The 12150-nt window shown below is 58.8% G+C and carries 10 protein-coding genes; 2 read left to right on the plus strand and 8 right to left on the minus strand.

The genetic code is table 11. The features are described from left to right. Nucleotides 1–18: 18 nt before the first annotated feature. On the minus strand, nt 19–654 hold the full coding sequence (locus tag B4923_RS04045; RefSeq protein WP_109053095.1) for a riboflavin synthase subunit alpha: 636 nt from the start codon (nt 652–654) through the stop codon (nt 19–21). A gap of 322 nt (nt 655–976) precedes the next feature. On the opposite strand from B4923_RS04045, the gene B4923_RS04050 reads away from it, so the two are divergent. Then, nucleotides 977–2350 (plus strand): MATE family efflux transporter, encoded by a 1374-nt coding sequence (locus B4923_RS04050; protein ID WP_109053096.1) that lies wholly within the window; start codon nt 977–979, stop codon nt 2348–2350. A gap of 15 nt (nt 2351–2365) precedes the next feature. Here the strand turns inward: B4923_RS04050 and B4923_RS04055 are convergent, their stop codons facing one another. The 7 genes from B4923_RS04055 to B4923_RS04085 all read right to left on the minus strand — a co-directional run bounded on the left by B4923_RS04055 (nt 2366) and on the right by B4923_RS04085 (nt 11011). After that, nucleotides 2366–3814: an N-acyl-D-amino-acid deacylase family protein gene (locus B4923_RS04055; protein ID WP_109053097.1), complete on the minus strand. Its 1449-nt coding sequence runs from the start codon at nt 3812–3814 to the stop codon at nt 2366–2368. A gap of 2 nt (nt 3815–3816) precedes the next feature. Further along, nucleotides 3817–5460 carry an ABC transporter ATP-binding protein gene (locus tag B4923_RS04060; RefSeq protein WP_109053098.1) on the minus strand — a complete coding sequence of 548 codons (1644 nt, stop codon included), beginning with the start codon at nt 5458–5460 and terminating at the stop codon, nt 3817–3819. Further along, entirely contained in the window at nt 5457–6332 is an 876-nt protein-coding gene (locus tag B4923_RS04065) for an ABC transporter permease (protein ID WP_109053099.1), read from the minus strand. The genes B4923_RS04060 and B4923_RS04065 overlap by 4 nt, the downstream gene beginning before the upstream one ends. A gap of 10 nt (nt 6333–6342) precedes the next feature. Further along, nucleotides 6343–7284 carry an ABC transporter permease gene (locus tag B4923_RS04070; RefSeq protein WP_109053100.1) on the minus strand — a complete coding sequence of 314 codons (942 nt, stop codon included), beginning with the start codon at nt 7282–7284 and terminating at the stop codon, nt 6343–6345. Between the two features lie 33 nt (nt 7285–7317). After that, nucleotides 7318–8916, minus strand: a complete 1599-nt coding sequence (locus tag B4923_RS04075) for an ABC transporter substrate-binding protein (RefSeq protein ID WP_109053101.1) — start codon at nt 8914–8916, stop codon at nt 7318–7320. 131 nt (nt 8917–9047) lie between these two features. After that, nucleotides 9048–9971, minus strand: a complete 924-nt coding sequence (locus B4923_RS04080) for an N-carbamoyl-D-amino-acid hydrolase (RefSeq protein WP_109053102.1) — start codon at nt 9969–9971, stop codon at nt 9048–9050. 119 nt (nt 9972–10090) lie between these two features. Then, nucleotides 10091–11011, minus strand: a complete 921-nt coding sequence (locus tag B4923_RS04085; protein WP_109053103.1) for a LysR family transcriptional regulator — start codon at nt 11009–11011, stop codon at nt 10091–10093. A gap of 175 nt (nt 11012–11186) precedes the next feature. Between B4923_RS04085 and B4923_RS04090 the strand changes: the two genes are divergently transcribed. Beyond that, the gene (locus B4923_RS04090) at nt 11187–12086 is read left to right on the plus strand and encodes an AEC family transporter (protein ID WP_109053104.1); all 900 of its coding nucleotides are present in this window, start codon (nt 11187–11189) and stop codon (nt 12084–12086) included. Nucleotides 12087–12150 lie beyond the last annotated feature (64 nt).

Below are 12150 nucleotides of genomic sequence, written 5' to 3' on the forward strand. Positions count from 1 at the left end.
GCTCCGCGAAGCGACTTGTTATTCTTCACTAACGGGTTCGTTCTTCTGCTGGCTGGCTAATACGCGTTCTACGGTATCCACCACAGCCTGAGTTTGCGGATCAATTTCAATGTTCACGCGATGTCCCAGACGCTTCTGCCCCAGCGTGGTACGGTTGAGCGTTTCCGGAATCAAATGCACGCAGAAACGGCTGCGGGTGACTTCACCAATCGTCAGGCTGATTCCATCGATACCGATAAAACCTTTGTGCAGCACATATTTCATCAACGCTTCGTCGGCCAGGCGGAACCAAATCTGGTGGTTATTTTCCGATACCAGAATTTTCACCACTTCCGCTGTGCAGATAATATGGCCAGACATGACATGACCGCCGATTTCATCTCCCACTTTGGCTGCCCGTTCAACGTTGACGCGGTCACCTTCCTTCACTTCGCCGAGGTTGGTCAATCGCAATGTTTCTTTCATTAAATCGAAACTGGCGCAATCCCCCTTTACCGCTGTCACCGTCAGGCAGCAACCGTTGTGCGCCACGGAGGCTCCCGGCACCAGCCCCGGCAGCAGTTCAGGAGGGAGTTTGATCACGTGCGTACGAAAATTTGATTTTTCATCAATGGACACCACCGGCGCGGTGCCTTGAACAATACCGGTAAACATACGGCTTGCCTCTTAAAAAATGATGTAAATAAAATACCGAACAGTAGCGGGAAAGAAACACCAGCACACCTGTAGTTTAAAATATGGAACGTATCAATGCCTGTCGAGCAGTGTGCATGATATTCAGATGAAAACCAAACCTCATCCCCAATAATTAGTGGACATATTGAGGATCATTATGCATTTGTGAATTTACCTCTTTCCACTCTGGTTTACTTTTGACAAGTCGTTACAATAACGCCCTTGTCCTGTCAGCGACATGATTATGTTCATCCACGTTTAATTATCCCGCTATCTGTTAGTCGATTCGAGGAAGGTGTCCGTGCAGAAGTATCTGTCAGAGGCGCGCAATTTATTGGCGCTCGCGATTCCTGTCATTATTGCGCAAGTGTCTCAGACATCCATGGGTGTGGTTGATACCATTATGGCGGGTTCCTACAGCGCTACGGATATGGCTGCCGTTGCCGTCGGTACTTCCATCTGGCTGCCCGCCATTCTTTTCGGTCATGGATTATTACTGGCCCTGACGCCGGTTGTTGCGCAGTTGAATGGGTCTGGCCGCAGGGAGCGCATTGCGCATCAGGTTCAACAGTCTTTCTTTCTGGCGCTGCTCATTTCATTGCTTATCATGGTGGTGCTGTATCAAGGCGAATATGCCATTAACCTGATGAATGACGGATCGCCGGAACTGGCGGAAAAAGCGATCGGTTACCTGCACGCGCTGTTGTGGGGAGTGCCGGGCTACCTGTTCTATCAGGTTCTACGCAGCCAGTGCGAAGGATTATCAAAAACCAAACCGGGTATGGTCATTGGTTTTATCGGACTTTTAATCAACATTCCCATCAACTACATTTTTATCCACGGTAAATTCGGCATGCCTGAATTGGGTGGCGTTGGCTGCGGGGTGGCCACGGCGTCAGTCTATTGGATCATGATGCTGTTGATGATGGCTTATACCCGGCAAGCTGCCTGGTTACGCGATATTAAGCTGCAACAATCGCGATTCAGACCAGACTGGCGGGCGCTGCAACGGCTGTTCTCCCTCGGTTTGCCCATTGCGCTGGCGATGCTCTTTGAAGTCACGCTCTTTGCCGTGGTTGCACTGCTGGTGCTTCCGCTAGGGGTCGTGGATGTCGCCGGCCACCAGATCGCGCTGAACTTCAGCTCATTGATGTTCGTTCTTCCTTTATCTATTGGCGTCGCCACAACAATTCGCGTCGGCCATAGACTAGGAGAAGGTTCCACCGAACTCGCCCGTATCGCAGCACATACCGGGCTCATGACAGGCGTGGTCATGGCTTCCTGCACGGCAATATTCACCACGCTGCTACGTGAACCTATCGCCCTGCTCTACAATCAGGACCCCGACGTCGTCGCCATGGCGTCATACCTGATGTTGCTGGCGGCAATCTATCAAATCTCTGACGCCATACAGGTTATCGGCAGCGGCGTGTTACGCGGATATAAAGATACCCGGTCAATCTTTTATATTACCTTTACCGCCTATTGGGTGCTGGGGTTGCCGAGCGGCTATCTGCTGGCGTTAACTGACCATGTGGTTCCCCGTATGGGGCCCGCTGGTTTCTGGTGTGGATTTATTATTGGATTAACCGCCGCCGCGATCATGATGGTGATACGCATTCGTTGGCTTCAGCGCCAGCCGGCCGTGCAGATTCTGACGCGGGCGGCTCGTTAGTGATTTCCCGCGGCCTTACACCGCGCCAGAGGCGGGCTGGCGCTTCAGCAAACGTCCCTGACGTCCTGGCACGCGCCCGTCTTCGTAACTCACCACGCCGTTGACCACCACCAGATCAATGCCCGGCGCTTGCCGGCAGGGATCGCTGTAGGTGGCAACGTCCTGAATCTTCGTCATGTCGATCAGATTCACATCGGCGAACGCCCCTTCGCGCACCACGCCCCGATCCTGCAAACGAAAACGTGCGGCCGACAGCCCCGTCATCTTGCGCACCGCCTCGGCCAGATCGAACAGTTGCAAATCGCGGCAGTAGTGAGCCAGCACGCGCGGGAAAGTGCCCCAGAGCCGCGGGTGAGGATTGGGATCGTTGGGTAAACCGTCGGAACCCACCATCGAGAGCGGATGCGCCAAAATCTTGCGCACATCGTCTTCGCTCATCATGTGGTAGATCGCCCCGGCCGGACGCAGGCGCTCGGTGGCCTGCCATTGATCGACGCCCCACTGTTCGGCAATTTCTTTCAATGTCTGTCTGGCCATTTCCGGATGCGGATCGGACCAGGTAATAAAGATTTCCATCTTGCCATCGACGCGCCAGGCGTCCAGCGTCGTCGAACTGGCCGCATAGGGATAGCAATCGCAGTTGCACGGCTGCTCGCGGGCGGCTTTTTCCAGCGCGGCCAGCGCCAGCGGCGCACGTCCCCAGTTGCCCGCGCCAGCGCACTTGAGATGAGAGATCACCAGGTCCGCGCCGGCGCGACGAGCCGTACTGAACGACTCTTGCAGCGAATCCAGCAGGCCGTCATGTTCGTTGCGCATGTGCGTGGTATACAGCGCGCCATGAGCGCCGACGATGTCCACCAGACGCTGCATTTCCTCCGCCGGGGCCTGTTTGGCGTTGGTGTAGGCCAGCCCGGAGCTAAGGCCGATAGCGCCGGCGTTAAGTGCGCCTTCCAGCGTTTCGCACATCTGTTCCAGCTCCTGCGCCGTCGCCGGACGATCGAATTGCGTCATCACGTTGGCCCGCAGCGCCGTGTGGCCGATCAGCGCCGCGACGTTGACGCTCGGGCAGGCGCGCTCAACCGCGTCGGCATACTCCCCGAAGGTCGGATAAATAAAGGCATCCTGACCGCCCAACAGGTTCATCGGATCCGGCGGCGCGCCCGTCAGGGTCACCGGCGCGGCGCTGATCCCGCAGTTGCCGACGATCACCGTGGTCACGCCCTGAGAAATCTTGGCCAGCATGTCCGGAGTACCAATAACATTGGTGTCGTCGTGAGTATGTACGTCAATAAAGCCCGGCATCAGACAACGCCCGGCACCCGCAATAACCCGCCGCGCCGTGTGCCCGGAGAGACTGCCGATAGCGGCAATCCGCTCGCCGACGATCGCGACGTCGGCGGTATACGGCTCGGCGCCGGTGCCATCGACCACGGTGACGCCGCGAAACAGTAGGTCAAATGCCATAATCACATCCTCCGGCCCGCGGTGAAGTCCCAGCCCTTGCCGGGAACCGCGTCCATCAATTGTTGAGTGTAAGGCTGTTGTGGATTAGCCAGCACATCGCCCGCCGGACCATACTCAATAACCTGACCGTGCTGCATCACCAGCACGTCGTCGCAGACCTGCGCCGCTACCCGCAGATCGTGGGTAATGAATAAAATGGCGACCTGCATGCGCTGTTGAATATCGTCCAGCAGTTGCAGCACCTGCGCCTGCACCGAGACATCAAGCGCCGACACGGCTTCGTCGGCGACGATCACGTCCGGCTCCATCGCCAACGCGCGGGCAATCGCAATACGTTGCCGCTGCCCGCCGGAAAACTGATGCGGATAACGGTCGATGGCGTCAGCCGGCAGCCCGACCAGTTCCAGCAGTTCCTGACCGCGGGCCCAGGCCTGAGCGAGCGACACGCCGTAGTTCATGGGGCCTTCCACTAGGCTCTTGCCAATAGTCATTCGCGGATTGAGCGACCGGTTGGGGTCCTGAAAGATCATCTGGATGCGTTTGCGGTGGGGTTTTAGCCCGGCCGTCGTCAGTTCGGAAATATCCTTGCCGGTAATCCGCACCGCACCATCGGTCGGCGTCAGCAAACGCATCACGCAGCGGGCCAACGTTGACTTGCCGGAACCGCTTTCACCGACGATACCCAGCGTTCGGCCGCGTTTGAGCATGAAGGTCACGTCATGTACCGCACGCGTGCCCTCACGTCGTTTGCGGAATCCGAGCCATGCGCCACCGGAGGCCGGATAGGTTTTGCCCAGCTCAACGACATCGAGCACCACCTGCGCGCTGGCCGCCTCACGACGCGCTATTCTGGGCGCGAGACTGGGAACCGCGGCCAGCAGCGCCTTGGTGTAATCCTCCCGCGGCTGAGACAGCACCTGCTGCACAGTGCCGGATTCAACAATGTGTCCCTGACGCATCACGCAAACGCGGTCGGCGATGTCCACCACCACCCCCATGTCGTGGGTGATGAACAGCACGGCAGTGCCGTGCTTTTGCTGGAGTTCGCGGATCAGTTTGAGGATCTGTTGCTGAGTCGTCACGTCGAGCGCCGTGGTCGGTTCATCGGCGATCAGCAGGCGAGGTTCAAGCACCAGCGCCATCGCGATCATGATGCGCTGGCGCTGACCGCCGCTGAGCTGATGCGGGTAGGCGTCATGAACGCGTTCGATATCCGGCAGATGCACCTGCGCCAACGCATTCATCACCCGCTCACGGCGCGCCGGGGCGCTCAGTTCGGTATGGGTTTGCAGCACTTCGTCAATTTGCCGCCCTACCGTAAGCACCGGGTTGAGAGCCGTCATGGGCTCCTGGAAGATCATTGCCATGCGGCTGCCGCGCAACGCCTTGAGCCGCCCGTTGCTGACCTGTAGGACATCTTCTCCGTCCAGCAGGATGCGTCCGCTCACCGCAGCGAGCGCATCTTTCGGCAGCAGACCGAGGGTAGTCAGCGACGTGACCGACTTACCCGAGCCGCTCTCGCCCACCAGGCATACCGTCTCCCCGGCATGGATCTCGAATGAGATATCCCGCAGGATCGGCACGCCTTGTGCGGTGTTCACGCATAAGCGGTCCACGCACAGGATGTCGTTCTGGCGTTCGCTCATGCGGCCCCCCTTTTCTTCAGGCGCGGGTCAAGCGCATCGCTCACCGCGTCGCCCAACAGATTGATCGACAAAATACACAGCGACAGAGCCAGCCCCGCCCACAGCACCAGCGAAGGCTTAAGCTGGAAGTACACGCGCCCCTCGGCGATGATGTTGCCCCAGGTCGGAATTTCCGTGCCGATGCCGGCGCCGAGAAACGACAAAATCGCTTCGGTCAGAATCGCCGATGCGCAGATATAGGTGCTCTGCACAATCAGCGGCGCCAGCGTATTGGGCATCAGGTGCCGGGTGAGAACCCTGAAGCTGGAGGTGCCCATCAGCACCGCGGCCTCCACAAACGGCTCTTCGCGGGCCGACAGTACCCGAGAGCGCACCAGGCGCACCACCTGCGGGATCTCCGGCACCATGATGGCGACCATGACGGTCCAGATGCCGGCGCTGCTCAGCGAAACGATGGCGATCGCCAGCAGGATGCCGGGGATCGCCATCAGGCCGTCCATCACCCGCATCAGCAATGCATCGATACCCCGGAAATAGCCCGCCAGCAAACCCAGCGGCAGGCCGATAAGCACGCTCATCACCGTCACCCCCAGCCCCACAATCAGCGAGATACGCGCGCCGTAGACGATGCGCGAAAACAGATCGCGCCCGTAAGCGTCGGTGCCGAGCCAAAATTCGGCGCTGGGCGGTTTCAGACGAAACGCCGGAGACAGCGCCACCGGATCGTGATTGGCGATCCAGGGCGCGAAAATCGCCATGGCCACGATCAGCGCCAGTACGATCAGCGAGACGACCGCCGTCAGCGGCACGCGCGCCAGTACGATTCGACGGCGCCGGGGCGCTGGCAAGGTCAGAGAAACCGGTTTACTCATGCCCATGCCCTCAGTAACGAATACGCGGATCGCTAATCGCATACGACAAATCGATCAGCAAATTAATGATGACATACACCCCGCTGGTCAGCAGGATCATCCCCTGAATCACCGGGTAGTCCCTGGCCAGCACGGCGTCCACAATCAGGCGTCCCAACCCGGGAATGTTAAACACGCTTTCAGTCACCACGACCCCGGAAATCATCAGCGCGAAACCGGTGCCGATCACCGTCAGAATCGGGATCATCGCATTGCGCAGCGCGTGCCGGAACAGTACGTGAATCTCTGCCAGCCCCTTGGCGCGGGCGGTACGGATGTAATCTTCCCCCAGCACTTCGATCACGCTGGCGCGGGTCATTCGGGCCACCAGCGCGATATACACCGACGATAGCGTCAATGCCGGCAGCACGATGCGCTGGGCGAACGGCCACACGCCGTTAGTGATGCTGCTAAATCCCTGTACCGGCAACCATCGCAGTTCGAGGGAAAACACGGTGATCAGCACATAGCCGATCACGAACACCGGCACTGAGAAACCCAGCACCGACAAAGACATCACCAGGTTGTCGATCCAACTGCCGTGCTTCCAGGCCGCCAGCACGCCCAGCGGCACGGAAATCAGAATGGTGAAGGCAATCGCCACCAGCGCCAGACTCAGGGTCGGCTCCAGACGCTGACCAATCATGGTCAGCACCGGCGTGTTGGCCATCAGGGACGTGCTGAAGTCCCCTTGCAACAGCTGCGAGATCCACACGAAAAACTGCTGATACAGCGGCTGGTTCAGGCCCAGACTTTCGCGAATCGCCTCCAGTTGCTGCGGAGTCGCCATGTCGCCGGCGATAATCGCCGCCGGGTCGCCCGGTGACAGCCGCAGTAACAGAAAGACAAACAGCGCCACCACCAGCATCACCGGGATCGCCGCCAGCACGCGGCGAATGAAGTAACCAAGCATTAGGAACCTCCGCAGACATTCATCACACAGTAATCAGTCGCTTTTCTCGACGTTCCAGAACACCGTGGATGGTCCGGTCATCAGGTGACTGATACGGCTGCTCCAGACCGCCACATCGTAGAACTGGCCCAGCGGAATATAGCTGACCTGATCCATCGCGCGTTTCTGGATCTCCTCCGCAATCGCTTTCTGTTTGGCCGGGTCGGTTGCAGTAGCGAAATCCACCCGCAGTTCGTTCATCTTCGGATCGGTCGGCCAGCCAAACCAGGCGCCTTTCTGTCCCCCGCCGTCGAGCATCGGATTGACCACCGGGTTCCAGATGGTTTCCGCATTCCAGTAGGTGAAGAACAGGTTCCAGCCGCCCTGCGACGGCGGGTTCTGATTGGCCCGGCGCGACACCAGCGTCTGCCAGTCCATCGGTTGCAGATCGACCTTGAAGCCCGCGTTGCGCAGAGCCTGCGCCACCACCACCGGCTGCGGCGCCTGACTCGGCACGTCGGTCGGCTGCATGATCACCACCGGCGTGCCGTCATAGCCGGCCTTCTTCAACAGCGCTTTGGCCGCGTCCAGATCGCCGCCGTTGAGCAGCGACTCGCCGCCCGCTTCCGTTTCCAGAACCGTGCCGCAGCCGAACACCGAGGCGCACTGCTTGAAGTACTCCGGATTGCCCACCAATGCGTCGAGCACGTCTTTCTGGTTCATCGCCAGCAGTGCGGCGCGGCGGATGTCCGGATTATCGAATGGCGGATAAAGGAAGTTCATCCGCCCACCGGTCATCGCGCCCAATTTGCTTAGTATCCCGGACTTGAGGTCAGGATTGGCCTGCACCATCGGCAGCAAATCGATCGGCAACTGTTCGATGAAATCGATATCGCCGGAGGACAGCGCGTTGATTGCCGTCATACGGTCCGGCATGTTGATCCATTCCACGCGATCGACGTTGACCACTTTGCCGCCCGCGGTGCCGCTCGCCGGCTCCTGGCGCGGTACGTATTGCTGGAATTTCTCGTAGACCACGAGATTGCCGGGATCGAACTCGCCGGCGACAAATTTATACGGGCCGGAACCGGTGTAGTCGGTAATCATTTTACCGTCAGGCGTGTTGGCTACCCGCTCCGGCATCATGAATGCCGCCACGGACGAAGGCTTAGCCAACAGTTGCAGAACGTAGCCAAAAGGTTTGGCCAGCGTCAGGGTGATGGTTTTGTCGTCGGTGGCGGTAATGCTGGCGGTGTACTTCATCATCAACTGCCCGCCGACGTCATACCGCGCCCAGCGATTGAGGGAGGCGACGCAGTCCGCGGCGGTGACGGGCTTGCCGTCATGCCAGAGCAGGCCGTCACGCAGCGTAAAAGTGTAGGTCAGGCCGTCTGGCGAAACGGTCCAGTCGGCCATTTGCGGCTTGGGCACAAAATTCTCGTCCATGCCGATCAGGGTATCGTAAATCATGTAGCCGTGATTGCGGGTGATCTGCGCGGTGGTCGCGATCGGATCGAGCACACGCAGGGATGAGGACATCACCGCATGCAGGGTTTTCTCCGCGGCTGACGCGGATGTGGCGTACAGGGCAGCGCTCAGGCTGAACGGCAACAGCAGACAGGCGATCAGGGAACGGGATGGATATTTTTTCATTCTCAACACTCCTTCAAAATAGCAATGTGTGGTGTCGGGACTTGCTGTGTGGTGCTACGCCATGAGACAACGCCGGGCGCCCGAGCCATAACCTTCAGGCAACCACGGCCAGCTCATGCTCTCCCTCCGGATCAGGGACGTTTAACGCCGGTCTGGCGGGTGATGATGCCGTAATGTTCGATACGTCGGTGACGCGCGAAATCGAAGATGGTGCTCTTGCCGAAATGGCTCAGATCCATATCGCAGCGATGGACAATCAGCTCATCCTCCTGCCCCTTGGCTCTGGCGACCACAAAACCGTTGGGATCGACGATCACGCTGCCGCCCATCAGCGGAAAGCCGTCTTCGACCCCGGCCTTCGCGACGCCGACCACCCAGGTGGCATTCTGGTACGCGCCGGCCTGCATGCACAGTTCGGAATGGAACAGCCGCTGCGCTTCGCCTTCGCCGCGATTCTGCGCGTTCACCGACGGCGTGTTGTATCCCAGCGTGATCAGTTCCACCCCCTGCAATCCCATGACGCGATAAGTCTCCGGCCAGCGGCGGTCATTGCAGATGCACATGCCCATCACGGTGCCCTGGGTTTCCCAGGTCGGAAAACCGAGGTCGCCCGGTTCGAAATAGCGTTTTTCCAGATGTTGAAAGTCCCGATGGATATCGAACTCGACATGCCCCGGCAGGTGCACCTTGCGGTACTTGCCGACGATATTGCCTTGACGATCGGTCAGGATCGAGGTGTTGTAATGGTGGCCGTCGGGGGTCAGTTCGGCGTAACCGAACGTAATGGCGATGCCGTGTTCGCGGGAAAAATCGAACAGCGGACGCGTCACGTCATTCGGCATTTCACGCTCGAACCAGCTATCGACTTCCCGCTGATCTTCCATATACCAGCGCGGAAAGAAGGTGGTCAGGGCCAGTTCGGGAAATACGACGAGTTCACACGCCTGCCGCCGGGCCTGTTCCAGTAACGCCAGCATGCGCTGGACCACACTTTCTCTTGAGTCGCTTTTTTGGATCGCCCCCAGTTGGGCGCCGCCGATAACGATTTCGCGCATGCCATATCCTCCACAAGACCGACTCGGTGTCGGCAAACCTTTGCAGTGCGTAGGGTTCATTGTGGAAGGTTCGACCTTATATGTCGTATGCCAATATGTCGGTCTGGATTAACCTGATGTTAATCCAGATTGAACAGGTGAAAGCCGCCGTCCTTCAGCGTGCTGCGCAGATGTTCGACGAACACCTGCGCAAATTGCGCCAGAGGTTCACGCCGCAGGTGCACAAGGCTGATGGTCAGGCGTTCTTCGTTGAGGATCGGCAGCACCGCCATACGCTCCGAACCCGACGCCCGGTAGGAAACTTCATCGACGACGGAAAACCCGGTGCCGTTTTTAACCAGCGCGCAGGCGTGGTGGGGAGAATCGACATCAATGCTGGGCCGATATGGCAGGCCCACGCGCTCGAAAGCCTGATTCATAAAACTGTGAAACGGGGTATCCGAGGCATAGCCGATGAACGCGGTATCCGCCAGCGCCTCGGGCAGCTCGTTTGCCGAAATGCGGGTCAGCGGGTGATCCTCCGGACATACCACCAGCACCCGGATGTAGCTTAGAGGGATGGCGCGCAGATTGGGGTGATCGATAGGAAACAGGGAAATCCCGAAGTCGGCCTGCCGGTCGAGCAGACGATCGCGCAACAAGGAATGGCGCAGACATTCCAGGCTGACGAGGATGTCTTCGTTGCACCGTCGGAAAGCAGCGATGGCATCTGGCACCAGCTGATGCCCCAGACTGGGGCTACTGGCGATGCGCAGCACGCCATGACGCTGCTGAACCAGATTGTGCAAAGTGGTGTTGACCCGCTGAATATCACGATAGACTGATTCAACATCAGTGAAGAGACATCTCGCCTCCGGCGAAGGATACAATCGCCCCTTAACCCGTTCGAACAGTTGAAAGCCTATACGCGCCTCGGTGTGGGAGAGCATCCGGCTGACAGCCGGCTGAGAAACATACAGAAGTTGCGCGGCACCGTTGATCGAACCGGTGATCATAACCGCCCGAAAGACTTCGATCTGACGCAGATTGAGCGACTGCATTCGACATACCTCGGTGAAATTGATGGCGTCCGCCTAGCGCCGAACGCTTAACAATAGGTTATATGACCATAGCAATTAGTATGCCAATGACATAAACAAGCCGAATGTTGCGCTGACAGCAGGGAAATGACCCGGTAATAATATGATTTGCCCACTTATTGAGGAGTCTACCGCCGTGGCCATTCCACAAACGATCCTGCCTGTCTTCCTGCTAATCATGCTGGGCTATGTTCTGGCCCGCCGTGGCGCGCTTGATCCCCACGCCAACAAGGCGCTGGGCGGCCTTGCCTTCAAACTATTCATGCCGATGGTGCTGTTCACCGGGATGATCAACGCGCCGCTGCATGACGGCCTGAACATCAAGATCCTGGCCGCGTATTTCGTTCCGGCGTTATTCATTTTCGCCGCGGTCAACCTGTTCGCCCATCGCCGTCTGGGATATCCCACCCCGTTCGGCCTGACCGCATCCTTCGCCAACAACGCCCTGATCGGTCTGGCGATGGTGGCGGGGCTGTTCGGCAACGATGGCCTGATACTGCTGTTCACCGTACTCGCCGTGCACAGCCTGCTGCTGTTCAGCGCTCAAAGCTTCTACGACAGCTTCGCTGGCAGCGAACCGTTCAAACCCGGCATTCTGGTCGCTAGCCTCGCCAATCCGATGATCGTCGGTCTGCTGTTGGGAACGGCGGTCAATCTGTCGAATCTGACGCTGCCGGGCTGGAGCATGAAACTGGCGACCTGGCTGGCTCAGGCGGCGCTGCCCTGCGCGCTTATCGTGCTCGGCGCCAATCTCTCCGGCTATCGGCTGCGTCCCAGCGCGCTTGTGGTCGGCATCACGGTCGCCAAGCTGGCCGCCATGCCCTTGCTGGTGCTGCTGACCTGCATGCTGCTGAACATCAGCGGCATGCCGCGCAGTGTACTGGTGCTGATGGCCGCCAACCCCTCCGGCGTCAACGTGCTGGGCTTTGCGCGCTCGCTGGAAAACAGCCAGGTCGCCAGCTCGGCTATTTGCCTTTCTACGCTGCTGTCGATGGTCACTCTCCCGCTGTGGATGTGGATTATCAGCCTGCTTTGAGCCACGCCGTCATTCAATCCACTCTGGCCATAACGCCTACGCCTGCCCGGCGGTGAGGCTGTTG

This window comes from Brenneria roseae subsp. americana, from assembly GCF_003115815.1.
GTDB lineage: Bacteria > Pseudomonadota > Gammaproteobacteria > Enterobacterales > Enterobacteriaceae > Brenneria > Brenneria roseae.